This is a genomic window from Nocardioides sp. YJ-D4 (assembly GCF_054031495.1).
Genome location: NZ_CM132932.1, coordinates 1,708,423 through 1,734,864, shown reverse-complemented (window position 1 = coordinate 1,734,864; position 26,442 = coordinate 1,708,423). Strand labels below are relative to the sequence as shown.

The following is a 26,442-nucleotide window of genomic DNA, read 5'->3' as shown; positions in this document are numbered from 1 at the left end:
GGCGCATTCTCGTCGTAGGCCCGGAGCGCCCCGTCTATTGTGTGGGGGTGGCTCTCAGGCGCGATCGGCTCGGGACGGCGGGGGTGCATCGGTGACGGATGTGAGCATCTGTCTGCTGGGCCCCCTGATCGTCACGCGCGCAGGCGAGCCCGTGGAGGTCCCGGGACGACGCCCGCGCACGTTGCTGTCGTTGCTGGCCCTGGAGGCCGGCACCCCGGTCTCCGCCGACCTGCTCGCCGACCGGATCTGGGGCGAGGAGCTCCCCGACAACCCGCGCGGCAGCCTGCACACCTACATCGGCCGGCTGCGTCGGGTGCTCGGCAAGGAGGTCGTACGCCGCGCCGCCGGCGGCTACATCCTCGACCTGCCGCGCTCCTCGGTGGACGCGCTCACTTTCATCGACCTGCTCGACGCGGCCGAGGGCCCGGAGGCCTACGACCGGCTCGAGGAGGCGATCGCGCTGTGGCGCGCCGAGCCGTTCGACGAGCCGTCCGGGGACTCGCTGGCCGAGCGCACCCGTCCGTGGCTGGTCGACCGCTATCTGGCCGCACTGGAGCGTCGTGCTGCGCTCGACATCGCCGCCGGCCGGGCTGCGAAGGCGGTCGCCGACGTGCGCCGGGTGGTGGGCGACCATCCGCTGCGCGAGTCCCTGTGGGTGGTGCTCCTGGACGCGCTGGACGCGGCGGGGCGTACGGCCGAGGCGTTGGAGGCCTATGAAGAGGTCCGGGCGCGGCTGGCCGACGAGCTCGGCGCCGACCCCGGCGCGGAGCTGCGTTCCACCTTCACCCGGCTGCTGACCGGCTCCTCGCCGGCCCCGGAGGTCGACGCCTCCCATGGCCAGGCGACCGTGCCCGCGCAGCGCGTCTCGGAGGAGGACATGGTCCCGAGACAGCTCCCGGCCGACATCCCCAGCTTCTCCGGGCGTGAGGCCGAGCTCCGCCTGCTCGACGCGGTGACCATCTCCCACGACGCCGGCTGGCCGAGCGTCGTCGCCGTGCACGGCATCGGGGCGGTCGGCAAGACCGCGTTCGCGGTGCACTGGGCCCGCGCCCGGACCGAGCACTTCCCCGACGGTCAGCTCTTCATCGACCTGCGCGGCTTCGGCCCGGGCGAGCCGCTCTCGCACGCCCAGGCGCTCACGACCCTGCTCATCGGGCTCGGCGTCGACGCCGCCTCGGTGCCGGCCGAGGTGGACGCGGCGTCGGCTCTGCTGCGTACGACACTCGCGCAGCGACGCATGCTCCTGCTGCTCGACAACGCTCGCGACTCCACCCAGGTGCGGCCCCTGCTGCCGGGTGGTGACTCGCTGGTGCTGGTGACCAGCCGGAGCCAGCTGCGTGGCCTGGCCACCCGCGAGGGTGCCCGCCGGCTCGCGCTGGACACGCTCGCCCCGGCGGAGTCGGCCGCCTTCCTGAGGCAGCGGCTCATCGACCGGACCGCCGACGAGGCTGACATCCGCGCCCTGGCGGACAGGTGTGGACACCTTCCGCTGGCTCTCGCCGTCGCGGCCGAGCGCTGCAGCCGCTACCCCGATCTCCCGCTGACCGACCTGATCGCCGAGCTGGACGGCGAGACCAGCCGGCTGGCGGCTCTGGAGGCACCGCTCGACCCCATCTCCGACCTGCGCGCGGTCTTCTCCTGGTCCTACGACTCTCTCGACGAGGAGTCGCGGCGTGCCTTTCGCCTCCTCGGCCTCCGCCCGGGTCATGAGATCGGGATGCCCGCGATGGCGGCGCTCTTCGCCGTCGACATCGCCGCCGCCCGGCGTCTGGTCGACAAGCTGGTCGATGCCAACCTCGTCCGCGAGCACCGCCCCGGACGCTTCGTGCTCCACGACCTCATCCGCGACTACGCCCTGGAGATGGGCTCCGAGAAGGAGTCCGGCGAGGCGCTGCTGCGGCTGGTGAGCTGGTACACCCACTCTCTGGTCGCGGCCTCCGAGGCCGACGGCCGGTCCTTCCGGCTGATGAGCCTCGACCCCGTCGTGGACGGGGTGACGCCGCTGAGCTTCGCCACCTCGCAGCAGGCCCGCGCCTGGGGTGACCGGGAGTGGCCGACCATGGGCAGTGCCGTACGTCTCGCCGTGCGCGCGGGGCTGCTGGGCCCTGCGTATCAGCTGGTCAACAAGATGTTCAGCCTCTCGATGCGGCACCCACCCGCCGAGACCGTTCCCCTCCAGGAGCTCGGCCTCGACGCCGCCCTCCGCGCCGGTCAGCACATCGACGCGGCCTACATCCGCAACCAGTTCGGGATCAGCCGCGCGCGGGTCGGCGACCTGCCCCGCGCGATCACGGAGTTCCGTGGCGCCGCCGAGGTGTTCCGCGAGGCCGGCACCGCCGCCGGCCTGGAGATGGCGCTGTCCAACTGCGGCCAGGCGCTCAGCATGATCGGCTCGCTCGACGAGGCCGTCGCGGTCCTCGAGGAGGCGTACGCGGTCGCGGATGCGGCCGGGATGGATGACCGTGCCCGCGCCAGCCTGATCGGGCTGGCCGAGGTCTACGTCCGGATGGAGCGCTACGAGGACGCCGTGCGGCTGGTGGAGGAGGAGATCGGCTACGCGTCCGTCGACGTCGACTCCTCCGCCTCGCCGCGGATGACGCTGGTCGATGCCCTGATCGGCCTGCGGCGCTACGCCGAGGCCGAGAACCATCTGCGGCTGGAGCTGGCCCACCGCCTCGAGGAGCGCAACCGGTGGGCCGAGGCCAACGTCCTGGTACGCCGGGCAGTGGTCGAGCGCGAGACCGAGCGGGTCGCGCAGGCCCGGGCGACGCTCCACGAGGTCGTCGCGATCCTCGACGAGGTGGGCGAGCTCGACCGCACCGCGCTGACCCGGGAGCGGGTCGAGGAGCTGCTCGCCAGCGTCGGTTCGTCCGCATCCGCGGATCGGGACGTCGACGCCGAGGCCGCCCAGGGGTTGGGCGGCGGCGTAGCGTTGCGTCCGTGACTGCCGCACCCACGATCAGCACCCTCGGCCAGCTTCGCGCGAGTGGCCATGTGTTCAAGTCGCTCCGCGAGGAGGTCCGCGACAACCTGCTGGCGAAGCTGGCAGCCGGAGAGGACCCCTGGCCCGGGCTGCACGGGCTGGAGGACACCGTCATCCCACAGCTCGAGCGTGCCCTGATCGCCGGACACGACGTCGTACTGCTGGGCGAGCGTGGTCAGGGAAAGACCAGGCTGCTGCGTACGTTGGTGGGCCTGCTCGACGAGTGGACCCCGGTCATCGAGGGGTCCGAGCTCGGCGAGCACCCCTATGAGCCCGTCAGCGTGGGCTCCCAGCGGTTGGCCGCGACCGCCGGTGAGGCGCTGCCGATCGCGTGGAAGCACCGCTCCGAGCGCTACTCGGAGAAGTTGGCCACCCCCGACACCTCCGTGGCCGACCTGATCGGCGACGTCGACCCGATGAAGGTCGCCGAGGGACGCTCGCTGGGCGACCCGGAGACGATCCACTTCGGCCTGATCCCGCGCTCCCACCGCGGCATCGTCGCGATCAACGAGCTACCCGACCTCGCCGAGCGGATCCAGGTCGCGATGCTCAACGTGATGGAGGAGCGCGACATCCAGATCCGCGGCTACGTGCTGCGGCTGCCGCTCGACCTGCTCGTGGTCGCCTCCGCGAACCCGGAGGACTACACCAACCGTGGCCGGATCATCACGCCGCTGAAGGACCGCTTCGGTGCCGAGATCCGCACCCACTACCCGCGCGAGCTCGCCGCGGAGATGGCGGTCATCCGGCAGGAGGCCGCGCTGGTCGCCGACGTACCCGACCACCTGCTCGAGATCCTCGCCGTCTTCACCCGTCATCTGCGGGCGTCCTCCGCAGTGGACCAGCGCTCCGGGGTCTCGGCGCGCTTCTCGATCGCCGGCGCCGAGACCGTCGCCGCCTCGGCGCTGCACCGCGCCACCGTCCTGGGCGAGGCAGACGCGGTCGCCCGCATCGTCGACCTGGAGACAGCCGTCGAGGTGCTGTCCGGCAAGATCGAGTTCGAGTCCGGCGAGGAGGGCCGCGAGGCCGAGATCCTCACCCACCTGCTGCGTACGGCCATCGCCGAGACCGTCCGCAAGTCCTTCCGCGGCCTCGACTTCGCACTGCTCATCGACGCCATCGAGGACGGCCGCATGGTCACCACCGGCACCAAGGTCGCTGCCGGTGACTTCCTGGCCGGCCTCCCCGTCCTGGGCGAGTCCGACCTCTACGACCAGATCGGTGACCGGGTCTACGAGTCCACCGGCGGCCCGAAGAACGACGGCCAGCTCGCCAGCGCCATCGAGCTGGCCCTGGAAGGCCTCTTCCTGGCCAGAAAGATCGGCAAGGACACGGCCGACGGGGAGACGATCTATGGCTGAGCAGTCGACACGGATTCGCTCGTACCTCACGAATCCGGCTCAACCAGCGGGGCAGTGATGAGCCGCTACAAGAAGTACGCAGGGGGTGACCCGCTCGCGCCGCCGGTCGACATCGCCGAGGCGCTGGACGCGATCGGCGAGGACGTGATGTCCGGCTACTCGCCCGAGCGGGCGATGCGGGAGTTCCTGCGGCGCGGGGGACAGGACCAGCGCGGGCTCGACGACCTCGCCCGGCAGGTCGCGGAGAGGCGCCGTGAGCTGCTGCAGCGCCACAACCTCGACGGCACGCTCGAGCAGGTGCGTGAGCTGCTGGACAAGGCGGTCCTGGAGGAGCGCAAGCAGCTGGCCCGCGACGTCACGATGGACGACGGCGACCGCGCGTTCCGGGAGATGCAGATCGACAACCTCTCGCCGAACACCGCCGCCGCGGTCAGCGAGCTCGCCTCCTACGACTGGACCTCACGCGAGGCCCGCGAGGCCTACGAGGAGATCAAAGACCTGCTCGGCCGCGAGCTCCTCGACCAGCGGTTCGCCGGGATGAAGCAGGCGCTCGAAGGGGCCACCGACGAGGACCGGGAGGCGATCGCGGAGATGCTGCGCGATCTCAACGAGCTCCTCGACAAGCACAACCGCGGGGAGGACACCCCCGAGGACTTCGACGAGTTCATGGCCAAGCACGGCCAGTACTTCCCCGAGAACCCGCAGAACATCGACGAGCTGCTCGACACCCTCGCGCAGCGTTCGGCGGCCGCGCAGCGGATGCTCAACTCGATGTCGCCCGAGCAGCGACGCGAGCTGATGGAGCTCTCGGCGCAGGCGTTCGGATCGCCCGCGCTGATGGAGCAGATGGCACAGCTCGACGCCAACCTGCAAGCGGCTCGGCCCGGCGAGGACTGGTACGGCTCCGAGGAGTTCGGCGGTGGCGAGGGCCTGGGCCTCGGTGACGGCACCGGCGTACTGCAGGACATCGCCGAGCTCGACCAGCTCTCCGAGCAGCTCCAGCAGTCCTACGCCGGCTCGCGGCTCGACGACATCGACCTCGACGCCCTCTCCCGTCAGCTCGGTGACCAGGCCGCGGTCGACGCGCGCACACTGCAGGAGCTCGAGCAGGCGCTGCGCGACTCCGGTCAGCTCGAGCGCGGCTCCGACGGCGACCTCCGGCTGACCCCGAAGGCGATGCGCCAGCTCGGCAAGGCCCTGCTCCGCGACGTCGCGCAGCGACTCTCCGGCAGGCAGGGCGAACGCGACCTGCAGCGCGCCGGCGCGGCGGGCGACCTCTCCGGCTCCTCGCGGCCCTGGGCCTTCGGCGACACCGAGCCCTGGGACGTACCTCGCACGATCACGAACGCCGTCATCCGGGAGGTCGGCGAGGGCCGTCGCGGCCCCGGAGTGCGGCTGAGCGTCGACGACATCGAGGTGCAGGAGACGGAGGCCCGTACGCAGGCAGCGGTCGCCCTCCTGGTCGACACCAGCTTCTCGATGGCGATGGACGGCCGTTGGGTGCCGATGAAGCGCACCGCGCTGGCGCTGCACACGCTGATCAAGAGCCGGTTCCGCAACGACGACCTGCAGCTGATCTCGTTCGGCCGCTATGCCCAGACGATGGAGATCGAGAAGCTGACCGCGCTCGACGCGATCTGGGACAAGGGCACCAACCTGCACCACGCGCTGCTTCTCGCCAACCGGCACTTCCGCAAGCACCCCGGCGCCCAGCCGGTGCTCCTGATCGTGACCGACGGCGAGCCCACCGCCCATCTGGAGGCGGGCGGCGACGTCTGGTTCTCCTACCCGCCTCACCCGGTGACGATCGCCCGGTCCGTCGAGGAGCTGGAGAACTCCCGCCGCCTCGGCGCCCAGACGACCTTCTTCCGCCTCGGCGACGACCCCGGCCTGGCCCGCTTCATCGACTCCATGGCCCGCCGCGTCGAGGGCCGGGTCGTAGCGCCCGAGCTGGACGACCTCGGCGCGGCCGTGGTCGGGTCCTATCTCGGCGACAGGACGGCGCGGCGTACGTCGAACACCTACGGCGGCTATCCGGATGCGTTCGGCGGTCGCGGCTGGTGGGCTACCTGAGGCGGTTCTCGTCCGCCTCTGTTCGTGGCACCTCAGGCGGAAATCGGGTCACCGCCGAGGATGCCCGCTGTCAGAGCGGCGTTGTACATCAGATGCTCAGTCATCTGGACGCCGGAGATCTGCTCGATCATCCGGAGAGCAGCGACCTTGAAATTCGGGATTGGACCGTCCTCCGGCTGCGCCAGAATGCCGGCGCGGGCCATGTGCTCGTCGAGTCCGTGTGGGTCCTCGCCGCCGTAGTGGTCAGGTCCGAAGAGGTCCAGGGTGGTGACCCTTCGACCGTTCCGGTAGTGGGCGAAGAGATAGAGGGGCTTGCCATCGAGGTTGTAGAAGCTCCAGACCTCGGTGTCCCGGGAGAGCTCTTCGAGCCACTGACTCTCCCAGCCGTACCCGCTCATGAACTCGATACCGACGGCGTAGTCGCCCACCTCCGCGACTCGCACGCCATAGCGTCCAGACTCCCAGTCTTCTTCGTCGTGGATGGTGGCGGACGTATGTGTCCCGTCCACGACCTCGGCCCGCCAGCGAGCTAGGAAGTCCTGTGCGCGGAGGCCTCGGGCAACGGTGATGCAGTACATCCCAGTGTCACCGTTCGCCCAGGCGTAGCGCTCGAAGCTGCCGGGGTCGTCGATCATGGCGGGAGTCTGGCAGAGTCCCCGCCATCGCGCCGGTCGAATAGACCTGCTCACCGAGTTACCTCGGTGAGCATCCGGCCGCGTAGCCTGCGCTCGTGCCCGAGGAGACGCTGAACGTACTTGCCCTTCTCGCCCTCGCGGCCCTGGCCGCAGGCTACGTGGATGCGGTCGTCGGCGGAGGTGGGCTGATCCAGCTCCCCGCGCTGCTGCTGTTCCTTCCCGGTGCCGCGCCGGTGCAGATCCTGGCGACCAACAAGCTGGCCTCGATCTTCGGCACCTCGATCAGCGCGGCGACCTACTACCGGCGGGTGGGTCCGGACCCGAAGACGTTCATCCCGCTCATGATCCTTGCGTTCGCGGGCTCTGCGCTGGGGGCGGGGGTGGCCTCCTATCTCCCGGAAAGCGTCTTCGAGCCCATCGTCCTGATCGCGCTGATCCTGGTCGGCGCGTGGGTGCTCTTCAAGCCGTCCCTGGGCGAGGCGACCGAGCTGAGGTACGACGGTCACCGGCACCTGATCGGCGCGATGGTGGTCGGGTTCGCGGTCGGCTTCTACGACGGTGCCCTAGGCCCCGGAACCGGCAGCTTCCTGGTGATCGGGCTCGTCGGCCTCCTCGGCTACTCCTTCCTGGAGGCGAGCGCGAAGGCGAAGATGGCCAACGTCGCCACCAACCTCGCCGCCCTGGTCGTCTTCATCCCACAGGGCGCGGTGCTGTGGAAGACCGGCCTGGTGATGGGTGTCTGCAACCTGATCGGCGGCTACCTCGGGGCGCGGACGGCGGTGGCGAAGGGCGCCGGGTTCGTACGCGTCTTCTTCATCGTCGTCGTCGCCGGGTTCATCATCCGTCTCGGTGGCAGCGTCCTGGGAGTCTGGTGACGTGCACTACCTGACCATCGGCCGCGACGGCGCCGCCGAGATCGAGGAGAAGCGGTCCCGGTTCCTGTGCACGCTCGCCCGGGTGGAGGACGAGGCGGGCGCGCGGGCTGTGGTCGAGCGGCTGCGCAAGCAGCACTGGGACGCCCGCCACACCTGCTCCGCCTTCGTGATCGGTCCGCCGCCGCAGCCGGTCGAGCGCTCCAACGACGACGGCGAGCCGGCCGGCACCGCCGGGGCGCCGATGCTCGAGGTGCTCCGCGGCGCCGGAGTCTCCGACACGGTCGCCGTCGTGACCCGCTGGTTCGGTGGAACCCTGCTCGGCGCGGGTGGCCTCGTCCGGGCCTACTCCGACGCCGTCCGGACCGCGCTCGACGAGGTCGGCACGCGCCGGCGCGAGCTGGTCCGGGAGTACGAGATCGAGGTCCCGTACGACGCCGCCGGCCGCCTCGAGACCGACCTGAGATCCTCCGGGGTGACCGTCCTCGACACCACCTACGGGGCTGCCGTGACGCTGCGGATCGGGGCGCCTCCGGAGGACGAGAAACGGCTCGAATCGTTGCTCGCCGAGCTCACCGCGGGTGCATCGTCGCTGGTCCCAGGCACGGACCGCTGGGTCGACCGCTGACACCATTTGGGAGAATGGCCGGGTGAGCGACCATAGCGAGACGCCCGTGGAACTCCCTGCCGGATGGACGGCGAAGGTCCCTGACCTCGACGATCTGCCCGCCCTGCTGAGGCTTCGGGCGGCCGACAAGACGCCGTTCGAGGGCTCCGGAAAGGTCGATGCCGACGCCATCACCGGCGAGATCGCCGGACCTGCTTCCTGGACCCGCCAGCAGCTCGTCGCGATCGACCCCGGCGGCGACATCCGCGCCTGGGCCATCGCCCATGACCGCGCCGCCGGCCGTACGCTCGTCTACCTCTACGTCGACCGCACCATCGCCCAGGCCGCCGAGGTCGCCGCCGGGCTCTACGCCTGGCTCGAGGACCAGGCCCGATCGATGGCCGAGCTGCGCGGCATCACCGAGTCCCACCTCGACGCCAGCCCGTTCGCCGACGACACCGTGCAGCGCGAGTGGCTGGCGGCGGCGGAGTTCACCAACAAGCGCACCTGGCTGCACATGAGCCGGCCGGTGCTGCCCGATGAGAAGGTGCCCCCGCTCCGCGAAGGGGTGACGATCCGCCCGGTCGAGACCCACGAGAACGGCATGCCCGTCGCAGCCGACCTGCAGACGGTCCACCAGACCTTGGAGGAGTCCTTCCAGGACCACTTCAACTCCTACCGCGAGAGCTTCCCCGAGTTCGTGCAGCGTCTGCGCGAGGACCCCGGTCATCGCTGGTCCCACTGGTGGCTTGCCTATGTGGACGTTCCCGACGAGCCGGACACGCTCCTGCCCGCGGGTTCGCTGGTGGCCTCCGTGCTGCCCGCCAACGCGGCCGGGGTCGAGGGGACGTACGTCGAATACATCGGCGTCAACCGCAACGCCCGCGGCCGCGGGGTCGCGAAGGGACTGCTCTACACCGTCATCGCCGACGCTCTCGAGCGCGGCCGTGACCGGGTCTCGCTCGAGGTCGACGCCGACAGCCCCACCGGCGCCGACGGGCTCTACAAGTCGATGGGCTGGGTGACCGACTACGTCACCGAGTCCTGGCACAAGGACGTCACGGTCTGATCGAGGATCAGGCGCCGACGTCGGGGAGCTTGAGGTCGAGCGTCGGCGCCTCGGTGCCGCCGTCGACCTCGAGCATCTTCCCGGTGACGAACTGACCCGCCTTGGAGGTCAGATAGACCACCGCGGCGGCGATGTCCTCGGCCTCGCCGATCCGTCCGAGCGGGGTCTTCGACTCGATCTCGCCGCGCATCTGGTCGTCCCCGGCGACGAACTCGAGGGCGCTGGTACGCACCGACCCGACGAAGATGCCGTTGACCCGGATCCGCGGCGCCAGGTCGGTCGCGGCCAGCCGCGTCCAGTGCGCCAGCGCCGCCTTCGCGGTGCCGTAGGCCAGATAGCCGCGCCCCGCGGTACGTCCCATCATCGAGCTGATCGACACCACCGACTGCTGCCCGTCCGGACTCTTCACCAGGTACGGCACCGCCGCCCGCGTCAGTGCGTGCGCGGTCGTCACGTTGAAGTGGAAGGCTTCCTCGAGGTAGCTCTCGTCGGTATCGAGGAACGTGTTCGGGATCGTCCCGCCCACGTTGTTGACCACGATGTCGAGTCGCCCGAACTCCTCGTACGCCTGCTCCGCCAGCCCCGCAGTCGCCTCCGTATCGGCCAGGTCCGCAGGCACCACCAGCGCCCGCCTGCCCGCCGCCTCGACCTTGGCGGCGACCTCCCGAAGCTGCTTCTCGGTGCGCGAGGCGATCACCACGTCCGCCCCCGCCTCGGCCAGCGCCACCGCGGTGGCCGCCCCGATCCCACGCCCCGCTCCCGTCACGATCGCAACGTGATCGGTCAGCTCGAATCGTTCAAGAATGCTCATGCTGTCTCCTCGTTCGCGCCGAATCGGTCGAAGCGGCGGCCGAATCTGTAGTTGTGGTAGGCGAATCGGTGGAAGTGGGAGCCGAGAACGCAGTTGTGGTGGCCGAAGCGGTCGTTCTGACGATTGCCGGAACTACACACTCGGGGCACCAGAAGTGCGGTTTCGGCCGCCAAAGGTGCGGTTTCGGCGTCCACAACTACCTATTCGGTCGAGACCAGGCCACGGCCGGTGATCAGCGGGAGGTCGAGAGGGGAGACGAGGCCGGGTTCGGCGGCGACGACGGCGGGGATGGCGTTGACCAGGCGCTGGGCGGTGACGATCATCCCGGAGACGTTGTGGTCGCCGTGCTCGCCGTGGTGGCTGAACTCGACGGTCATCGACGGCTCGCCGGTGATCTCGATGCGGTAGCAGCCGTCGCCGGTGGCCGGGGTGGGCCAGTCGGGGTCGGACGCCGCGTCGGTCCGGGTGACGTGCTCCAGGGTGATGCGAGGGACTCCGTCGACGCTGCCGGTGACGGTGAAGCGTACGGAGCCCTGGGTGCCCTCGGCGATGTCCACCGACACCGTCTTGGTGTCCTTCGTCGCCGCCCGGCGCTCGACCGACTCGACGAGCGGCTCGTCGAGGGTCACCCCGAGCCCGGCGGCCAAGACCCGGACGACGGGGCCCCATGCGGTGCTCAGCACGCCCGGCTCCCACAGGAACGGCTTGTCCTCCAGCGAGCCCCCGAAGCCGAAGAGATCCTTCATCACGACCGGCTGGAAGTACGTCGAGTAGTCGGCGATCTCGCTGACCCGAAGGTGGTCGATCCGCTGGGACAGAGACGTCATCGCGAGCGGCAGTACGTCGTTGGCGAAGCCCGGGTCGATGCCGTTGACGTGGAGCGAAGCACCGCCCTCGCGGCCGGCCTCGTCGATGCCCGCGATCATCTCGTCCGGCAGCGTCCCCTGCGGGTGGACCAGGATCACCGGCCCGGAGGAGACCACGTTGACCCCGTCCCGGATCAGCCCGGTCAGGTCCTCGATCGCCTCGAAGACCCGGTCGTCGGTCATCGCGGCGTGGACGACGCAGTCCGGGGCGAGCGCGAGCAGCTCGTCGCGCGACGTGGTCGCCGCCACGCCAAGGGTCCGGCCCAGTCCGGCCAGCTCCCCGGCATCGACCCCTGCCTTCGCCGGCGTCGAGGTCCAGACCCCGACCAGCTCCAGGTCAGGATGGGCATCGACTCCCGCGATCGCGTGACGACCCACCGTCCCGGTGGACCAGACGACGACTCTGAGCGGCTTCTCCGGACTCTGGGGACCTCTGGACGTGTGGGGCATGGGGCCAAATCTAGAACGCGTTTCAGTTTCGCGAAAGTGATTCGCCGAGGAAACTCGCCGCCGCTACGTTGGCGCCCATGACCGAGGCACTCTTCGAGGACACCCGCCATCCGACCGGTGCCCCCTACGTCGCGGACGAGTCCACGACCCTGCGCACGTTCCTCGACTTCCACCGGGCGACCCTGCTCAGGCAGGTCGCGGGCCTCGACCACGAGCAGCTGAACCGTCCCTTCCCGCCCAGCACCATGACGCTGGCCGGGCTCGTCAAGCACATGGCGTACGTGGAGGACATCTGGTTCGGCGTACGCCTGGCCGGCCACGATCCGTTCCCGCCCTTCGACACCGCTCCCTGGGGCGACGACCAGGACTGGGAGTTCAACAGCGCCGCCGCGGACGACCCCGAGGCGCTGCGCACCCTGCTCCGCGACGCGATCGCCCGCTCCAACGAGCTCACCGACGCCGCCGGCTCCCTCGACCGCATCGCGGTCGGCAGGACGCGGGACGGCCAGGAGATCAGTCTGCGCTGGATCCTGGTCCACATGATCGAGGAGTACGCCCGCCACTGCGGCCACGCCGACCTCATGCGCGAGGCCATCGACGGAAAGGTTGACCTCTGATGGAGATCCGCGAAGCGACGGCCGAGGACTGGCCGCAGATCTACCCGTTCTGGGCCGAGATCGTCGCGGCGGGGGAGACCTACGCGTACCCAGAGGGCCTCACGTCCGAGGAGGCCAAGGACCTGTGGATGTACGACCACGTGGTCGTCGCGGTCGAGGGCGAGGAGATCCTGGGCAGCGCCAAGATGGGCCCCAACCGCCCGGGCCGCGGCAGCCACATCGGCACCGCCTCGTTCATGGTCTCGCCGAACGCCCGCGGCAAGGGCGTCGGCCGGGCCCTCGGCGACTACTGCGTGCAGTGGCACAAGGACAGCGGCTTCCACGGCATCCAGTTCAACGCGGTGGTGGAGACCAACACGACCGCCGTACGCCTGTGGAAGTCCCTCGGGTTCCAGATCATCGGGACCGTCCCGGACGCGTTCGACTCGACGTCGCACGGCCGGGTCGGCCTCCATGTGATGTATCTGCCGCTGACCTGACCTCAGGCGGTCGCGGGGAAGGCGATGCCCGTGTTGGCGTGGCAGCGGTAGCCGTTGGGCACGCGGTCCAGGTACTGCTGGTGCGCGGGCTCGGCGGCGTAGAAGGTCGGGACCTCGCGGATCTCGGTGGTGATCTCGCCGTAGCCCCGCCGGGCGATCTCGTCGCCGTAGACCTTGGTCAGCTCCTCAGCGGTCTCCCGCTGCGCCTCGGAGACGTAGTAGAGCGCCGAGCGGTACTGGGTCCCGACGTCGTTGCCCTGCCGCATCCCCTGCGTCGGGTCGTGCACCTCGAAGAACTTCTTGACGAGGTCCGCGTAGGAGACCACGGTCGGGTCGAAGACGACCCGGACGGCCTCGGTGTGGTTGGTCTGACCGCTGCAGACCTCCTCGTAGGTCGGGTTGGCCGTGGTGCCGCCCTGGTACCCGACGGCGGTCGAGTAGACCCCCGGCGTCTGCCAGAAGATCTCCTCGGCGCCCCAAAAACAGCCGAGACCGAAGTACGCCACCTCGGACCCTTCCGGGGCGGTCCCGTCGGACGGGGAGGCGAGCAGAGGAGTGCCGAGGACCCGGTGCTTCGCAGGCAGCTCGAAGAGCGCCTGGTCGCGCCCGGCGAGCGTGCGGTCCTCGGGGAAGAGCTGAGTCGGTCGGCCGAACATTCGGAACCTCCATTGGTCGGGTTGTCTACCAGTCTCCAACACAGTTCGACGCGCGAACGTTCCCGGATGGGCCGCGAGGTGGGATCGGACGTAGGCTCGGCTGTGTGAGCGAGCAGCAGCACCTCGGCAAGGCCGGTTTCGAGACCAAGGCGATCCACGCGGGCTACGAGCCCGACCCGACGACGGGTGCGGTGATCCCGCCGATCTACGCCACCACGACCTACAAGCAGGACGGCGTCGGTGGCCTGCGCAACGGCTATGAGTACAGCCGCTCCGCCAACCCGACCCGCACCGCTCTCGAGGGTGCGCTGGCGGCGGTCGAGGACGGTGAGAAGGGGTTCGCCTTCGCCTCCGGCCTGGCCGCCGAGGACACCCTGATCCGCAGTCTGATGCGTCCTGGTGACCACATGGTCATCCCCGACGACGCCTACGGCGGCACCCACCGGCTGATCGACAAGGTCGAGAGCCAGTGGGGGATCGCGCACACCCCGGCCCAGGTCGCCGACGTCGACGCGGTCGCGGCCGCGATCCAGCCGGGCAAGACCAAGGTGGTCTGGGTCGAGACGCCGACCAACCCGCTGCTCAACATCGCCGACATCTCGGCCCTCGCCACGGTCGCCCACGAGGCCGGCGCCCGTCTGGTCGTCGACAACACCTTCGCCAGCCCCTACCTGCAGCAGCCGCTCACCCTCGGCGCCGACGTCGTGGTGCACTCCACGACGAAGTACGTCGGTGGCCACTCCGACGTCGTCGGCGGCGCCGTGGTCGTCCGCGACCTCGGGATCGCCGAGAAGATCGGCTACCTCCAGAACGCCGCCGGCGCGATCGCCGACCCGTTCGGGGCCTGGCTGACGCTGCGCGGCCTCAAGACCCTGGCCGTACGCATGGACCGCCACTCCGACAACGCCGAGCGCGTCGCCGACTTCCTGACCTCGCACCCGAAGGTCGGCGAGGTCATCTACCCGGGCCTGGAGACGCACCCCGGCCACACGACCGCCCAGAAGCAGATGAAGCGGTTCGGCGGCATGATCTCCTTCCGCGTCGAGGGCGGCGAGGCCGCCGCGCTCGCGGTGTGCGAGCGCACCAAGATCTTCACGCTGGGCGAGTCGCTCGGCGGTGTCGAGAGCCTGATCGAGCACCCCGGACGCATGACCCACGCGAGCGTCGCGGGCACCGACCTCGAGGTGCCGGCCGACCTGGTCCGGCTCTCCGTCGGGATCGAGTACGCCGAGGACCTCGTCGCGGACCTCGAGCAGGCCCTTGACCAGAGCTGACTCGCCACAGACCGCCATCTGCGTCGACTTCGGCTCCACCTGGACCAAGGCGCTCCACGTCGACCTCGTCTCCGGCGAGATCCTCGGCACCGCGAGCGCACCGACGTCGCTGCACGAGGTGATGGAGGCGTACGACGCCTGCCTGACCGCGCTCACCGAGAATGACTCCCGGGCGGCCGACGCCGAGATCCTCGCCTGCTCCTCGGCCGGCGGCGGCCTCCGGATCGCCGTGGTCGGCAACGAGGAGCTGGTGACCGCCGAGGCCGGGCGACGAGTGGCGCTGTCCAGCGGCGGCAAGGTCGTCGCGGTGATCGCGACCGCAGGTCGTGGAGCCGAGATTGACGTCGTGGCCACTCTCAGCTCCACCACCCCCGACCTGGTGCTGCTGACCGGCGGCACCGACGGCGGCAACCGGGATGCCGTCGTCTCGGCTGCGCGCGAGCTGGCCGCGGCGGGCTGGCGCGGACCGGTGGTCGTGGCGGGCAACCGCGAGGCGACCCAGGAGATCGACGAGATCCTGGCCGATGTTCCCCATGTGACCTGCGACAACGTCGTTCCGAAGATCGGCGTGCTGGCACCCGAGAGCGCCCGCGCGGCGGTCCGGGAGATGTTCCTCGAGCACGTGATCGGCGGCAAGAACCTCAGCAGCCGGGCCGACTTCCGGCGGATCGTCCAGGGGGCGACCCCCGATGTCGTGCTCCAGGGAGTCGAGACGCTGGCCGAGGTGCTCGGCGAGGACGTGGTCGTCGTCGACGTCGGCGGCGCCACGACCGACGTGCACAGCGTGGTCCGTCCCGACCCGGAGGCGGAGCACGTACGCGAGGAGGTCGTCGCCGTCACCCCGGTGACCCGGACCGTCGAAGGCGATCTCGGCATGCGCTGGTCGGCGACCACGACCCTCGAGGCGGCCGATCACTCCGACCCGAGCCTCGCCGAGTCGGACCTCTCCGGCGAGGTCGAGCATCGGCGCCACCATCCCGGTTGGCTGCCGCGCACCGAGCAGGACAAGGACATCGACGAGCTCCTGGCGAGGATCGCGATCTCCACGGCCCTGCAGCGGCACGCGGGTCGCTCCCGGGTCGTCCTGTCCCCGAGTGGCAAGGTCATCGAGCGCACCGGCACCGACCTGCGCCGGGTCGGCGTGGTGATCGGCTCCGGCGGCGTACTCAGGCACGGACGCCGGGGCATCGCAGAGCGGGTGATGCGCTGGTCGGGTCGCGGCGGATGGCAGCTCCCGGAGGCGCCGCTGCGGGCGGTCGACAGCGACTACGTGCTCGCCGCAGTGGGCCTGCTCGCGCGGTCGTACCCCACGACGGCACGGCACCTTGCGACCCATCTCTCACCCTCCCGGTAGCCTCTGTCAGGTGACAGATCAGGGGGATGTTCCCGGGGGCGAGAAGCGGACCGCCAAGGATGGCTTCGAGCGGATGAAGGGCGCGTTCAGGCGCAGCCGAGAGACGCGTGTGGCGCAGCGCTTCGCCCAGGAGGAGGCCGACGCGCGCGAGTCGGCCGAGGTCGCCAAGGAGGCGGCCGCGGAGGCCCGTGAGTCGGCCGAGAACTTCGCGCTTCGCCTCGTCAACCAGTTCGAGCGTCTGCGCGAGGAGCGCCAAGAGCAGCTGGCCGCGCCGGAGCCGGTGACCGCGCCCAAGGCCGTCAGCCGCACCGACGTCCCCTACGGCGTCGAGCTCTCCGCGCAGTGGGCCTGGCGGTTCCTGGTGATCGTCGCCGCCGGCTACCTCATCGTCCGCGCTCTCGGCTTCCTCAGCATCGTCGTGGTGCCGGTGGTCATCGCCCTGCTGATCGCCGCGCTCGTCTCCCCGGTCGTCAACGGCCTGGCCCGGATAGGGCTGAAGCGGAGCATCTCGGCACTCTTCGTGGTGCTCGGCGTGCTCGTGGCGGTCATCGCCATGCTGAGCTTCGCCGGCACCCAGGTCGCCAACGGCTTCAACGACCTGGCCGGGCAGACCGTCAAGGCGCTCGACGAGATCCGCGACTGGCTGATCAACGGCCCGTTCAACGCGAGCGAGACCCAGATCGACACCTGGCTCAACACGGTGCAGACAACCCTTGAGGAGTGGGCGGCTGCGTACGCCTCCAACCCGTTCTCCCGGGTCAGCGAGGTCGGCGGGGTCGCTCTCGACGTCTTCGCCGGCCTGTTCATCGTGCTCTTCTCCACCTACTTCTTCTGCGCCGAGGGCGAGCGGATCTGGGGCTGGCTGGTCCGGCTCGCGCCGCGGGCCGCGCGCAGCCGGATGGACAGCTCGGGCCGGGTCGCCTGGGTGTCGCTGACCCAGTTCACCCGGGCGACGGTCATCGTGGCCGCGGTCGACGCGGTCGGCATCATGATCATCGCCAGCGCCCTGCAGGTCCCGTTCGTCGCGGCGATCGGCGTGCTCGTCTTCCTGAGCTCGTTCGTGCCCCTGATCGGTGCCACCGTCGCAGGCGCGGTCGCCGTGCTCGTCGCCCTCGTCTCCCAGGGACCGGTGACGGCGCTGCTGATGCTCGGTGGCGTGATCCTGGTCCAGCAGCTCGAGGCCCACGGCCTGCAGCCGTTCCTGCTCGGCCGCTGGGTCCGGGTCCATCCGCTCGGCGTGATCCTGGCGGTCGCGACCGGCATCGTGCTCGGTGGCGTGGCCGGTGCCCTCGTGGCCGTGCCGCTGGTGGCCGCCCTCAACGCGGTCGCCAACCATCTGACCGCCACCGCCCCGGCCCAGGTACTGGCCCAGGCTCAGGCGCCGACGTCGCCGCCCCCGCTACCGGCCAACGGGCCGACCTCCCCACCCCCGCCGAGCCCAGGAGCAGGCAGTGCCTGAGATGCATGGTCAGCCGACGTACGAGGACATCCTCGAGGCCCGCGAGCTGCTGCGCGACCACATCACCGAGACGCCTGTCCAGGGAGCCCGCTGGCTCACCGACATGATCGGCGACACGGTCATCCTCAAGTGCGAGAACCTGCAGCGTACGGGCTCCTTCAAGGCCCGCGGAGCCTTCGTACGCATCGCCCGGCTGACCGAGGAGGAGCGCAAGAACGGCGTGGTGGCCGCGAGCGCGGGCAACCACGCCCAGGGCGTCGCGCTGGCGGCGACCACCCTCGGCATCCCGTCCACCGTGTTCATGCCCGAAGGCGCGCCGATCCCGAAGGAGAAGGCCACCCGGGCGTACGGCGCCGAGGTGATCTTCGAGGGGCAGTACGTCGACCAGTGCCTCCAGGCCGCGATGGCCTTCGCCGAGCGCACCGGTGCGGTGATGATCCACCCGTTCGACCACCCCGACGTCGTCGCCGGCCAGGGCACGATCGGGCTCGAGATCCTCGAGCAGGCCCCGGACGTGAAGACCGTCGTCATCCCGCTCGGCGGCGGTGGCCTGCTCGCCGGCGCGGCGCTCGCGATCAAGGCGAAGCATCCCGACGTGAAGGTGGTCGGCGTGCAGGCCGAGACGGCCGCCGCCTACCCGGTCTCGCTGCGCGAGGGCCGTCCGATCCGGCTCGACAAGATGCCGACGATGGCCGACGGCATCGCGGTCGGCCTGCCGGGAGAGACCAACTTCCCGATGATCCAGACCTACGTCGACGAGATCCGTACGGTCTCGGAGGAGGCGATCTCGAGCGCGCTGCTGGCGCTGGCCGAGCGGGCCAAGCTGGTCGTCGAGCCCGCCGGCGCGGTCGGCGTGGCAGCCCTGATGGACGCGCCCGAGGCCTTCGAGGGTCCCGTCGTGGTGGTGCTCTCCGGCGGCAACATCGACCCGCTCCTGCTCGGCAAGGTGATCCAGCACGGCATGACGCTGGCCGGGCGCTACCTGCCGGTCGCGGTGACGATCCCCGACCAGCCCGGGGCGCTGGCCACCCTGCTGTCGGTGATCGGCGACACCGGCGCCAACGTCATGGAGGTCGTGCACTCGCGCACCAACCCCGGACTGCGGCTCGCCGAGGTCGGCGTGCAGCTCCAGCTGGAGACCCGGGGTCAGACCCACGCCGAGCGAGTACTCGAACAGCTGCGCAGCAAGGGATATCCAGTGACCACGCCCTGACCGTTCGACCGGACGTTCCGGGGAACGGTCCCGAGGCCAGATTGCGCGACGTTTCGGTCGCGAACTGTCTTCGGGTGTGGTTGCCTTGTTAAACTGAACCTTCTGACAATCTCCCGCGGAACGTTCAGCTGGGTGAAACACGCCCGCTCAGCAGGGAGAAAAGGCGCCGGTTGATGGGGGTTGACCGGCGCCCCTTACCTATTCACTACCCATCAGGAGTAACTCGCTATGACTCAGTCGACCGAGACCACGGCTGCCACTATCTGGCTCAGCAAGGGTGCATTCGACAAGCTCACCGCGGAGTTGGAATACCTGAAGGGCCCCCGGCGCCAGGAGATCCTTGCCGAGATCAGCTCCGCGCGCGATGAAGGCGACCTCAAGGAGAATGGCGGCTACCACGCCGCTCGCGAGGAGCAGGGCAAGCTCGAGGGTCAGATCCAGCAGCTCGAGGCACTGCTGCGCAAGGCCGACACCACCGTCCCCGAGGACGACGGTGTCGTCTCGGTCGGCAAGCTGGTCACGTTCAAGTTCGAGGGCGATGACGACGGCGAGGCCGAGACCCGCCTCATCGCCTCGATCGAGATGAAGGACTACGCGGGCGGCGTCGAGATCTCCTCTGCCGCCTCGCCCATCGGCGCTGCCCTCATCGGTGCCAGCGTCGGCGACACCGTGACCTACGAGGGTCCTCGCGGGCCGCTCAAGGTCGAGATCCTGAAGACCGAGGTCTTCACCGGCTGACCTGCGCAGGGATACCCGGTTAACCGGGTATCCCTGCACTTCTCTGGCGTTGCAATGCCCGAGAAGTGCAGGGATTGCCTGAGAAGTACGGTCACTCGACCGTGCACTCACCCCACTCGACCCGCAGCGCACGGCGCTCGGTCGGGATGGTGATCGTCTGACGCCCCTCGGTGGCGGTGAACTCGGCGTGGCCGACCTTCTCCTCCTGGTCGTCCTCGGCCTCGACGGTGCAGACCGGCTTCGCGTCCTTGTCGTGGAGGCGTACGACGAAGGTCACCTGGACCTCGTTCTCGCTGACCGCCTCCCACTTCTCCAGCCCGGAGGAGACCTCGGGGTGCAGGGCCAGCCACAGCGCCCAGCCGAACCAGCCGACGATCGCCGCGAGCATGAGAGCCAGGGCGACGATGAGTACGCCCGGGCGACGGCGCGGGCCGCGACCGTAGCGGGCCGCGATGCGGGATTCTTCAGAACTCACGGCTTCGGGCTCCGCTTCGGCAGATGACGGCGTGCTCACGGGAAACATGGTCCCACCCCGGCGAAGGAGACCGCACATCCGTCCCCGGCCACCTACCACCAAAGTTGTCCGCGGAGTGGGAGCGGGTAACCGAGTGGTGAGACGGAGCGTGGTTAGGATTGAACTCATGCCAGAGCAGCTCCAGCAGGCGTTCCGCCTGATGCACGTGCACGCGCACCCCGACGACGAGTCGAGCAAGGGCGCGGGGATCACCGCGAAGTACGTCGCCGAAGGGGTCGACGTCCATGTCGCGACGTGTACGGGCGGCGAGCGGGGCGACATCCTCAACCCGAAGATGGAGCGCCCCGGGATCCTGGAGAACATCCACGAGATCCGCCGCGAGGAGATGCATCGCGCCCGCGACATCCTCGGCATCAAGCAGGACTGGCTCGGCTTCGTGGACTCCGGGTGGGTCGAGGAGTTCATGCTGGTCAAGGAGATGGGGGCCAAGGACTGGTCGCTGCTCCCCGAGGGCTGCTTCGGCCGGACGCCGCTCGAGGTGAGCACGCGCCGGCTCGTCGAGATCATCCGCTCCTTCCGGCCGCACGTGGTCACGACGTACGACGAGAACGGGGGCTACCCGCACCCGGACCACATCATGTGCCACCGGGTCTCGGTGGAGGCGTTCCGGGCGGCGGGCGACCCTGACCTGTTCCCGGACGCGGGCGAGCCGTGGCAGCCGCTGAAGCTCTACTACAGCCACACCTTCAACTATCCGCGCATGGTCGCCCTGCACGAGGCGATCAAGAGCCATGGCCTCGCCTCGCCGTACGAGGAGCGCCTCGAGGAGTGGAAGCCGGACCCGGGCTGGGACGAGCGGGTCACCACGAAGGTGGAGTGCGCCGAGTACTTCGGCGTACGTGACCAGGCCCTGCTCGCGCACGCCACCCAGATCGACCCCGACGGCCCCTGGTTCGCCGTGCCCCGGGAGATCGAGAAGGAGGCCTGGCCGACCGAGGACTACGAGCTGGTGACCTCCTACGTGCCGGTGCCCGAGGCGGAGAAGCGTGAGGAGACCGATCTCTTCGCCGGTCTCGACGTCTCCACCGCCGACGACGAGGGCAAGGCCGCGGTCGGCCGCGAGATCAGCTTCGGCAAGGTCGTCACCGCCTGAGCTTTCCTCAGACAAGGGTGAGACAATGTCGGTATGTCCGGCCTCCCGATGACGACGCACACGCTGCACACCTCTCAGCCAGCTCCTGAGCCCACCCCGCCGCAGGACGAGGACGTGGTCGCGGGCTGGACCGCCTTCGGCATCTTCATCGCGCTCTGCGTCGCCGTCGCGGTGATCGCGTGGAGCATGCTGCGTCAGTTCAAGAAGGTCGAGAAGGCCAAGGTCGAGGGTGTCTTCGGCGAGGAGGCCCAGGCCGAGGCGATCGCCCAGCAGGCCGCCAAGGACGAGATCAAGAAGCTGAAGCGCTAGCTTCCGCCTGCCGGCGGCGTCGCACGAACCACCAACCGCCGGTACCGACCAGCGCGATCGCGCCGAGGGTGCCGCCGAGCTGGAGCAGTGCGCCGAGTCCGGTCGCCGCGGCCCGGGACTCGTCGAGGGACCAGCCGTGGGAGCGGGTGGTCCCTGCGTACGCCGCCTTCTGACCGTTCGGCCCCGAGGCGAGGGTCTGGTACGCCGGATGCAGGTCGGTCATCATGTCGATCTCGATCGACGTTGCCGAGGCCGGGGACGGGCAGTCGAAGGTCACCGTGGTGCCGTCGGCGATCAGATCCTCACCCGTCTCGACCGACCCTTCGCAGCCCTCGATCCGGATGTGGTCGAGCACGTAGTCGGCGTACGCCTCCGACCGCGCGAGCGCGGTCTCGTCGCCGGGCTCGTAGAGGACGACGCCGTCGAGCGTCATCCGGTCCGGCGGTAGGGCCCCGACCTGCACCGCGAGGTAGGCGATGTCGTCGGTGGCTCCGAACCGCCAGGTCACCTCGGGACCGCCGGTGGTGCCGGCGATCGTCGCGGTCTGCGGGGCGCCGAACGGGTGAGCGGAGGCGGTCACGGCCGCGGTGGCCGCCAGCACGAAGCCGGCGACCACCGCGAGTGCCCGGAGAGGACGAGCCACTAACGCTGCCTGACCGTCAGCGTGAGGTTCGTCGTGGCCGGGGCGTGCGTGTCGTCACCCGGGTAGAAGACCTGCACCTGGTGACGTCCCGGCGGCGGCAGCACGTCGACCTCACACTCGGCGACGCCGCGTCGGACGCGCGCCTCGCAGAGGACGTCCTCACCGATGAGGAACTGCACCGTGCCGGTGGCGCTGCGCGGCGCGACCGACGTACGCAACACCAGGTCCCGTCCGAAGCGGACCGTGACGTCCTTAGCGGTGAGCGTGACCGGGGTCAGCTCGGGCACGTCGGGCTCCTCCACGACGACCGCGCGCGAGGCGACGGCCTGGTTGCCGTTGGAGTCGGTGACCGTGTAGGTCAGCGGGTAGGCGCCGGCCTTGGTCGTGTCGACGCTCCCGGAGACCTGGATCGCCGAGGTGAGGTCACCGTCGGTGTTGTCGGTCGCGCTGACCCCGTCCAGCGGGTCGAACTCCGCGCCCACCTCTATCGTCGTCGAGGCCGGGACCGTCAGCACCGGCGGCGTCGCGTCGGTGCCGGCCGCAGTGGCCAGGAAGACGCCGCCGAACTGGTCGATCGAGCCGAGCGTCTGGGCCTCGCCGGTGCGTGAGGTCGAGGTCCAGGCGTACACCTGGCCCTCGGTCAGCCCGGCCCACTCCACCGTCGCCGGCCAGCCCGAACGCGCGGTGTCGGTGCCGATCACGGTGTCGGTCGGGGTGACCACCGTCAGCGCGTCGGTCGTGAAGGACGTACGCCTGGTGGAGAGGTCCACCGGAAGCGTGAGGTTGTCCTCGGCTCCGTTGTAGCGGTGGCGGTCGTCGTACTCGGTCGCCCCGAAGTCGTCCAGGTGCGGGGAGTAGGTGTCGATCGACATCTCGGCGCGTTCGGTGTCGAACTGCAGCAGGCGCAGGTAGGAGGCGCCGAACTGCAGCAGGTCGGTCGCCTTGTGGTCGACCGTCCCGTCACCGTTCAGGTCGATGTTGCCGGCCGCGTCGACGGAGTCGGGGAAGAGCTCACCGGCGGTCACCTTGTAGAACTGGTAGTCGGCGAGCAGCTCCACGACGTTGTGCGAGACCGTGGCGCCGATGCCGCGCTTGAGGTTGGTGCCGACGCCGTGCTCGTGGCCGGCGAGGACCAGGAACACGTTGGGGTTGGCCTCCACGACCTGGTCGAAGAGCCGGGACCCATCGGTGGAGAAGTTGGCCCCACGCCCGTCGGGCGCCGATGAGGGCGCCAGGTAGGCGTGGGTGCTCAGGATGCCGTTGCGGTCCGGGAAGCGGGCGAAGATCTCGCTCGCCCAGGCCGCCTCTTCCAGGGTGACGCCGTAGGAGAGGCCGACGGCGACGAAGTCGAGCCCGCCGGCGGAGAAGAGCACGTAGTTGTTCTGGTTGTCCGTGCCCGGCGTGACCACGTTGCCGGAGCCGTCGGTCACCTCGTCCCAGGCGTGGTAGGACGCACCATCGGGCCATCCCTGCGCCGCCTGGTAGTAGCGCTCCGGGCTGAAGTAGCGGCTGAACCGCGACTGCGCCCCGGTCTCGCGGCCACCCTGGTTGTCGTGGTTGCCGGCGACGACCTGGTTGACCACGCCCGCCTCGTCGAGGATCCCCTGCGCGTCCGAGGTGAACTCGAACTCGCGGGTGATCTGCTCGTCGAGCCCCGGGTAGAGCAGGTTGCCGTTGGCGTCGGTGGCCAGCGGGTCCTTGGTGTCGTTCTCGGTGACGTCACCGGTGTGCGAGGTGAACGCGATCTTGCGCTGGTCGGCGTTGTCGCGGATCCACTCGGTCTCGGCGCGGTAGGCGCGCTGCCACACCGCCTGCTCCTCGACCAGCTGCACGTCCGAGGGCTCCTCGATCCCGTTGAAGTTCTCGTACGTCCCACCGGCCGCGCCCTCGGCGATGTACTGGGTGTCGGTGAAGTGGGCGAAGGAGAAGTCGTAGTCGTCGGGGTTCTCGAAGTGGTCCTTGTCGGCGGCGGCCGACTCGTCGCGCGGCGAGAGGTCGTCGGCGAACGGGTCGATGCCGGTCACCAGGACGTGCACGACGCCGTCGTCGACGTGGGCGGCCAACGCTCGGCCCTGCAGCGTGGTGTCGCCGTCGGCGATGCCGCGCGCGGAGGCGAGCTCGTCCCAGCTTCTCTCGACGGTGTTCCACACCCGCAGCGAGACCGAGCGGGCCGGGTCGGCCGTGCCGGTCCAGACCACGTGGCGACGCGAGTCGGAGGCCGGGACGGAGACGTCGTAGCGCTGGAACGGGATCAGCTTGCTCGAGGCGCTGTCGGTGGTCTGCCCGTCCGGCTTCTGGCTCCCGTCGATCGTCTCGGGGGAGGAGTAGTCGAACTCGAGCGCGCTCGGGAGCACCGGCACGACCCCCTGGAAGCCGCCGTCGGCGACGGAGGCGGAGGCCGCCTTGAAGGTGGTGGTCACGTCCGAGCCGTCGGGGCTGTTGGCGATCGCGGAGAGCGTCACCTTCCCCTTGCCCTGACCGGTGTCGGTGCCGCCGCCGGTCGGGATGGCGTCGGAGGTGAACGTCGAGGTGTGCGCGACCGGACGTCCGAAGACGTCCTTCGCCGCGATCTCGATGGTGTGCTCGCCGCGAGCGAGGCCGGCGCCGATCTCCTGGCCGGGCCGGATCGGGTCGCCGTCGAGCGTGTAGGTCCAGCCGGAGGCGTTGCCCTGGTTGGTGATGTCGACGGCGAACTCGGTCGGTGTGGTGATGTGCGAGCCGGCCGCGGGGGTGGTGCCGTTGACGACCACGCCGGCGTCGCGTACGTCACCGAGCGCGGCCACGCTGAGCGCGTTGGCCTCGTCCGCGGTGAGCACGTCGGTGAAGATCCGCGCGGTGCGCACGGTGACCGGCGACCAGAACTGGTTGACCGAGTCGGCCCCGACGTAGAAGGAGTTGAGGGCGTTGCCACCGGGACGGGTCAGCGGCGCAGGTGCCGCGATCGAGGCGGCCAGCGCGCCGTCGACGTAGAGCCGCGCGGTCGAGCCGTCCCAGGTGCCGACGGCGTGGTACCAGCGGCCGGTCTCGATCTCGACCTGGGCGTTGCGGTAGGCCCCGCCGGCGTGGACTGCGAAGGTCAGCTTGCCGCTGTAGACGACGATGGAGTAGCCGCCGCCCTCCTTCTCCGAGCAGATCGAGTGCTCGGTCCCGTTGGGGAAGGTGCCGTTGTCCTTGAAGGTGCACTCGATCGAGACCTGCTCGTCGATCTGGTCCCAGGCCGCGGAGCCCATTGCATAGGCGTACGCGTCGTTGGCGCCGTCGAAGGAGGCGACCTTGGCGTCCAGCGCGGTGTCGTCGGAGATCACCGGCTCGCCGACCGTGGTGACGGCCCGGCCGGTGTCGTCGGCCGGGGTGCCGTCGTCGAAGTCGACGTCGAGCACGTCCGCGGCGGGCACCGGGGGAGCGGTGTCGTACTCGCCGGCCAGCGCCGCGGCCTCGGCGTCGGTCACCGCGCGGGCGAAGAGGGAGGCCGCGGCGAACGAGGCGGGCGGGGCCGGCTGGCCGATCCCGGTGGGAGCCGAGTCGGCGCCGACCACGAAGCGGCGCGAGGTCGCGGCCGGGGCCTGCAGCGCGCCGGTGGCGGCGGTCGAGCCGGCCTTGGTGCCGTTGACGTACAGGTTCAGCCTCTGGCCGTCCCAGACCGAGAGCACGTGGTACCAGCGGTGGGCGGTGATCGGGGTCAGCACCGTCTTGTAGCCGCCGCCGATGTGGGCCATCGTGCCCAGGTTGGAGCCGGTCACATAGACCGAGTAGCCGCCCGCCTCCTTGTTGGAGCAGAGGTCCTTCTCGTTGCTGGTCGGCAGCGTGGTCTCGACCCGGAAGACGCACTCGATGGTGAAGCCCTGCTGCAGGCCGGACCACGGGTCGTGCTCGACGGAGACCGCGTCGTCGGTCCCGTCGACGGTCATGACGCCGGTCGGCGTCTCGGCGAGGGTGTCGTCGGTGCCGTACGTCGGCGCACCCCAGGTGCGCGGCTCGAGCGACTGGGCGCGCTCGTGCGGGGCGCCGCCCTCGAAGTCGATGTCGAGTACGTCGGGTGCCGGCGCGTCCACGGTCGCCAGCGCGGCGCGCGGCGGGCCGGTCAGCGGTGCGCCGACGGCGGTGTAGGTCGACGCGCTGGCGGAGGTGACGGCGTCACCGGGCAGGGCGGCGATGACACCCCCGGCGAGGGCCAGACCGGCGGCGACGGCGACCAGTCGCCTACGTCCGGGTCTGGCGAAGCTGGCACTCGTTGGTGCGAACACGATGCTCCTTGGGGTCGTGCGGCATGACGTGCGGCATCGCCCGAGGTGCCGAACGGCCGAGGCACACGCCCGGCCATTGGATGAGGATCCTGAGATCTGGT

General features: G+C 70.1%; 22 protein-coding genes. 15 read left to right on the top strand and 7 right to left on the bottom strand.

The features are described 5' to 3' along the window. Nucleotides 1–91: 91 nt before the first annotated feature. Genes ACW14X_RS08420 through ACW14X_RS08410 form a run of 3 tightly spaced genes read left to right on the top strand, consistent with a single transcriptional unit; the run spans nucleotide 92 to nucleotide 6,417 of the window. Nucleotides 92–2,944 carry a BTAD domain-containing putative transcriptional regulator gene (locus ACW14X_RS08420; RefSeq protein WP_457165299.1) on the top strand — a complete coding sequence of 951 codons (2,853 nt, stop codon included), beginning with the start codon at nucleotides 92–94 and terminating at the stop codon, nucleotides 2,942–2,944. Beyond that, complete coding sequence (locus ACW14X_RS08415) at nucleotides 2,941–4,344, top strand: magnesium chelatase (protein WP_457165298.1); 1,404 nt, start codon at nucleotides 2,941–2,943, stop codon at nucleotides 4,342–4,344. Before ACW14X_RS08420 ends, ACW14X_RS08415 begins: the two co-directional genes overlap by 4 nt. Before the next feature lie 57 nt (nucleotides 4,345–4,401). Beyond that, nucleotides 4,402–6,417 carry a hypothetical protein gene (locus ACW14X_RS08410; protein WP_457165297.1) on the top strand — a complete coding sequence of 672 codons (2,016 nt, stop codon included), beginning with the start codon at nucleotides 4,402–4,404 and terminating at the stop codon, nucleotides 6,415–6,417. A 32-nt stretch (nucleotides 6,418–6,449) separates the two neighbouring features. On the opposite strand, the gene ACW14X_RS08405 is transcribed toward ACW14X_RS08410, so the two are convergent. Then, nucleotides 6,450–7,052 carry a DUF6461 domain-containing protein gene (locus tag ACW14X_RS08405; protein ID WP_457165296.1) on the bottom strand — a complete coding sequence of 201 codons (603 nt, stop codon included), beginning with the start codon at nucleotides 7,050–7,052 and terminating at the stop codon, nucleotides 6,450–6,452. Between the two features lie 95 nt (nucleotides 7,053–7,147). Between ACW14X_RS08405 and ACW14X_RS08400 the strand changes: the two genes are divergently transcribed. The 3 genes from ACW14X_RS08400 to ACW14X_RS08390 are packed head-to-tail and all read left to right on the top strand — an operon-like array spanning nucleotide 7,148 to nucleotide 9,600. Then, nucleotides 7,148–7,927 (top strand): TSUP family transporter, encoded by a 780-nt coding sequence (locus tag ACW14X_RS08400; protein WP_160025006.1) that lies wholly within the window; start codon nucleotides 7,148–7,150, stop codon nucleotides 7,925–7,927. Between the two features lies 1 nt (nucleotide 7,928). Next, nucleotides 7,929–8,552 carry a YigZ family protein gene (locus ACW14X_RS08395; protein WP_457165295.1) on the top strand — a complete coding sequence of 208 codons (624 nt, stop codon included), beginning with the start codon at nucleotides 7,929–7,931 and terminating at the stop codon, nucleotides 8,550–8,552. 46 nt (nucleotides 8,553–8,598) lie between these two features. Then, a complete protein-coding gene (locus tag ACW14X_RS08390) occupies nucleotides 8,599–9,600 on the top strand; it encodes a GNAT family N-acetyltransferase (protein WP_457165294.1) in 1,002 nt (333 codons plus the stop codon). A 7-nt stretch (nucleotides 9,601–9,607) separates the two neighbouring features. Here ACW14X_RS08390 and ACW14X_RS08385 read toward each other — a convergent pair whose 3' ends face one another. Together ACW14X_RS08385 and ACW14X_RS08380 are read right to left on the bottom strand one after the other, a co-directional pair. Then, a complete protein-coding gene (locus ACW14X_RS08385) occupies nucleotides 9,608–10,411 on the bottom strand; it encodes an SDR family oxidoreductase (RefSeq protein ID WP_457165293.1) in 804 nt (267 codons plus the stop codon). A gap of 200 nt (nucleotides 10,412–10,611) precedes the next feature. Then, nucleotides 10,612–11,727 (bottom strand): NAD(P)H-dependent amine dehydrogenase family protein, encoded by a 1,116-nt coding sequence (locus ACW14X_RS08380; protein WP_457165292.1) that lies wholly within the window; start codon nucleotides 11,725–11,727, stop codon nucleotides 10,612–10,614. Nucleotides 11,728–11,804: 77 nt separating this feature from the next. Between ACW14X_RS08380 and ACW14X_RS08375 the strand changes: the two genes are divergently transcribed. Continuing rightward, a complete protein-coding gene (locus tag ACW14X_RS08375) occupies nucleotides 11,805–12,344 on the top strand; it encodes a DinB family protein (RefSeq protein ID WP_457165291.1) in 540 nt (179 codons plus the stop codon). Then, the gene (locus ACW14X_RS08370) at nucleotides 12,344–12,823 is read left to right on the top strand and encodes an N-acetyltransferase family protein (RefSeq protein WP_457165290.1); all 480 of its coding nucleotides are present in this window, start codon (nucleotides 12,344–12,346) and stop codon (nucleotides 12,821–12,823) included. Before ACW14X_RS08375 ends, ACW14X_RS08370 begins: the two co-directional genes overlap by 1 nt. A gap of 2 nt (nucleotides 12,824–12,825) precedes the next feature. On the opposite strand, the gene msrA is transcribed toward ACW14X_RS08370, so the two are convergent. Continuing rightward, complete coding sequence (msrA, locus tag ACW14X_RS08365) at nucleotides 12,826–13,479, bottom strand: peptide-methionine (S)-S-oxide reductase MsrA (RefSeq protein ID WP_457165289.1); 654 nt, start codon at nucleotides 13,477–13,479, stop codon at nucleotides 12,826–12,828. Between the two features lie 104 nt (nucleotides 13,480–13,583). Here msrA and ACW14X_RS08360 point away from each other — a divergent pair, with 104 nt between their 5' ends. From ACW14X_RS08360 to greA, 5 genes are all read left to right on the top strand, one after another. Then, the gene (locus ACW14X_RS08360; RefSeq protein ID WP_457165288.1) at nucleotides 13,584–14,753 is read left to right on the top strand and encodes a cystathionine gamma-synthase; all 1,170 of its coding nucleotides are present in this window, start codon (nucleotides 13,584–13,586) and stop codon (nucleotides 14,751–14,753) included. Continuing rightward, nucleotides 14,740–16,107 carry a glutamate mutase L gene (locus ACW14X_RS08355; RefSeq protein ID WP_457165287.1) on the top strand — a complete coding sequence of 456 codons (1,368 nt, stop codon included), beginning with the start codon at nucleotides 14,740–14,742 and terminating at the stop codon, nucleotides 16,105–16,107. The genes ACW14X_RS08360 and ACW14X_RS08355 overlap by 14 nt, the downstream gene beginning before the upstream one ends. A 10-nt stretch (nucleotides 16,108–16,117) precedes the next feature. Beyond that, the gene (locus ACW14X_RS08350; protein WP_457165286.1) at nucleotides 16,118–17,566 is read left to right on the top strand and encodes an AI-2E family transporter; all 1,449 of its coding nucleotides are present in this window, start codon (nucleotides 16,118–16,120) and stop codon (nucleotides 17,564–17,566) included. A 1-nt stretch (nucleotide 17,567) separates the two neighbouring features. After that, nucleotides 17,568–18,779: a threonine ammonia-lyase gene (gene ilvA, locus ACW14X_RS08345; RefSeq protein ID WP_350714675.1), complete on the top strand. Its 1,212-nt coding sequence runs from the start codon at nucleotides 17,568–17,570 to the stop codon at nucleotides 18,777–18,779. A 228-nt stretch (nucleotides 18,780–19,007) separates the two neighbouring features. Further along, on the top strand, nucleotides 19,008–19,517 hold the full coding sequence (greA, locus tag ACW14X_RS08340; RefSeq protein ID WP_457165285.1) for a transcription elongation factor GreA: 510 nt from the start codon (nucleotides 19,008–19,010) through the stop codon (nucleotides 19,515–19,517). A gap of 91 nt (nucleotides 19,518–19,608) precedes the next feature. Here the strand turns inward: greA and ACW14X_RS08335 are convergent, their stop codons facing one another. After that, complete coding sequence (locus tag ACW14X_RS08335) at nucleotides 19,609–19,992, bottom strand: DUF4307 domain-containing protein (RefSeq protein WP_350842755.1); 384 nt, start codon at nucleotides 19,990–19,992, stop codon at nucleotides 19,609–19,611. Nucleotides 19,993–20,158: 166 nt separating this feature from the next. Between ACW14X_RS08335 and mca the strand changes: the two genes are divergently transcribed. Continuing rightward, entirely contained in the window at nucleotides 20,159–21,145 is a 987-nt protein-coding gene (gene mca / locus ACW14X_RS08330) for a mycothiol conjugate amidase Mca (RefSeq protein ID WP_160024996.1), read from the top strand. A gap of 33 nt (nucleotides 21,146–21,178) precedes the next feature. Further along, a complete protein-coding gene (locus tag ACW14X_RS08325; RefSeq protein ID WP_160024995.1) occupies nucleotides 21,179–21,454 on the top strand; it encodes a hypothetical protein in 276 nt (91 codons plus the stop codon). Here the strand turns inward: ACW14X_RS08325 and ACW14X_RS08320 are convergent. Both ACW14X_RS08320 and ACW14X_RS08315 read right to left on the bottom strand, forming a co-directional pair. Continuing rightward, nucleotides 21,435–22,097, bottom strand: a complete 663-nt coding sequence (locus ACW14X_RS08320) for a hypothetical protein (RefSeq protein ID WP_160024994.1) — start codon at nucleotides 22,095–22,097, stop codon at nucleotides 21,435–21,437. The genes ACW14X_RS08325 and ACW14X_RS08320 overlap by 20 nt on opposite strands. Continuing rightward, a complete protein-coding gene (locus tag ACW14X_RS08315; RefSeq protein WP_457165284.1) occupies nucleotides 22,097–26,341 on the bottom strand; it encodes a LamG-like jellyroll fold domain-containing protein in 4,245 nt (1,414 codons plus the stop codon). Before ACW14X_RS08315 ends, ACW14X_RS08320 begins: the two co-directional genes overlap by 1 nt. Nucleotides 26,342–26,442 lie beyond the last annotated feature (101 nt).

Excerpts from the sequence above, each read along its gene's own strand:
- ACW14X_RS08370 (WP_457165290.1), top strand. The coding sequence starts at position 12,344 with ATGGAGATCCGCGAAGCGACGGCCGAGGACTGGCCGCAGATCTACCCG.
- ACW14X_RS08375 (WP_457165291.1), top strand. The coding sequence starts at position 11,805 with ATGACCGAGGCACTCTTCGAGGACACCCGCCATCCGACCGGTGCCCCC.
- ACW14X_RS08380 (WP_457165292.1), bottom strand. The coding sequence starts at position 11,727 with ATGCCCCACACGTCCAGAGGTCCCCAGAGTCCGGAGAAGCCGCTCAGA.
- ACW14X_RS08325 (WP_160024995.1), top strand. The coding sequence starts at position 21,179 with ATGTCCGGCCTCCCGATGACGACGCACACGCTGCACACCTCTCAGCCA.
- greA (WP_457165285.1), top strand. The coding sequence starts at position 19,008 with ATGACTCAGTCGACCGAGACCACGGCTGCCACTATCTGGCTCAGCAAG.
- msrA (WP_457165289.1), bottom strand. The coding sequence starts at position 13,479 with ATGTTCGGCCGACCGACTCAGCTCTTCCCCGAGGACCGCACGCTCGCC.
- mca (WP_160024996.1), top strand. The coding sequence starts at position 20,159 with ATGCCAGAGCAGCTCCAGCAGGCGTTCCGCCTGATGCACGTGCACGCG.
- ACW14X_RS08385 (WP_457165293.1), bottom strand. The coding sequence starts at position 10,411 with ATGAGCATTCTTGAACGATTCGAGCTGACCGATCACGTTGCGATCGTG.
- ACW14X_RS08405 (WP_457165296.1), bottom strand. The coding sequence starts at position 7,052 with ATGATCGACGACCCCGGCAGCTTCGAGCGCTACGCCTGGGCGAACGGT.
- ilvA (WP_350714675.1), top strand. The coding sequence starts at position 17,568 with ATGCATGGTCAGCCGACGTACGAGGACATCCTCGAGGCCCGCGAGCTG.
- ACW14X_RS08410 (WP_457165297.1), top strand. The coding sequence starts at position 4,402 with ATGAGCCGCTACAAGAAGTACGCAGGGGGTGACCCGCTCGCGCCGCCG.